This is a genomic window from Calothrix sp. UHCC 0171 (genome assembly GCF_034931845.1).
Lineage (GTDB): Bacteria > Cyanobacteriota > Cyanobacteriia > Cyanobacteriales > Nostocaceae > Brunnivagina.
In genome coordinates this window covers 1-899 of record NZ_JAYGHN010000097.1, presented here as the reverse complement: position 1 = coordinate 899, position 899 = coordinate 1, and the positions used below count along the sequence as shown (strand labels likewise).

The 899-nt window shown below is 37.8% G+C and carries 1 protein-coding gene; it reads left to right on the top strand.

From position 1 onward, the window contains the following. Positions 1-808: Tn3 family transposase (locus VB733_RS27350; protein ID WP_323343188.1), on the top strand; the 808-nt coding region annotated here is incomplete at its 5' end. Between the last annotated feature and the right edge of the window lie 91 nt (positions 809-899).

Here is an 899-nt window from a genome sequence, read left to right as displayed (position 1 = left end):
TTTATTTAGCCAGTTTATTTCTTGTGGTACTTGGGAAGCTGTTCATATCATCGAGGGGTTGTTAAAAAACTCTTCCGATATTCAACCCGATACAATTCATGCTGATACCCACGGTCAATCAACACCTGTGTTTGCATTGGCACATATGCTGGGAATTAAGTTAATGCCTCGGATTCGTAATTGGAAAGATTTAAATTTTTATCGTCCTGACAAAGAGACTGTTTATCAACATATTGATTCTTTGTTCTCTGAAACTGTTGATTGGAAGCGGATAGAAACTCATTGGCAAGATATTTTACAAGTGGTTTTATCAATCCAGACAGGTAAAGTATCAAGCGCAATTTTATTGCGTAAATTGGGTAATTATAGTCGTAAAAACAGGTTATATCAAGCTTTCCAGGAATTAGGACAAGTAGTGAGAACTGTTTTCTTGCTGCAATATATATCGGATATGCAGCTGAGAAAAGAAATTACTGCTGTGACGAATATTGTGGAAGCTTACCATAAATTCTCAAAGTGGTTTTTCTTTGGTGGCTTTGGAGTTGTGATGAAGAATGACCCAATTGAACAGGAAAAGGTGATTAAGTATAAAGATTTGGTAGCAAATGCTGTTTTGTTCCAAAATGTTGTAGATTTAACTGATATATTGCGGGATTTACAGAAGCAAGGCTATTTGATTAGCCGTGAGGATGTGGCGGTTGTGAGTCCTTATATTACGGCTCATGTTAAGCGGTTTGGTGATTACCTAATTGATATGGAGACTGTGCCACCTTCACTGGATGAGGTCGAAAGTTTAGTGCTTGCTTAAGCGCCTGGAATCCTTATCAATCAAAGGTTTTTTGTTAGCATCTTTACAAAACTTTACAACGTGTCCCATTTTGCACGTATCTCGGCGGCCA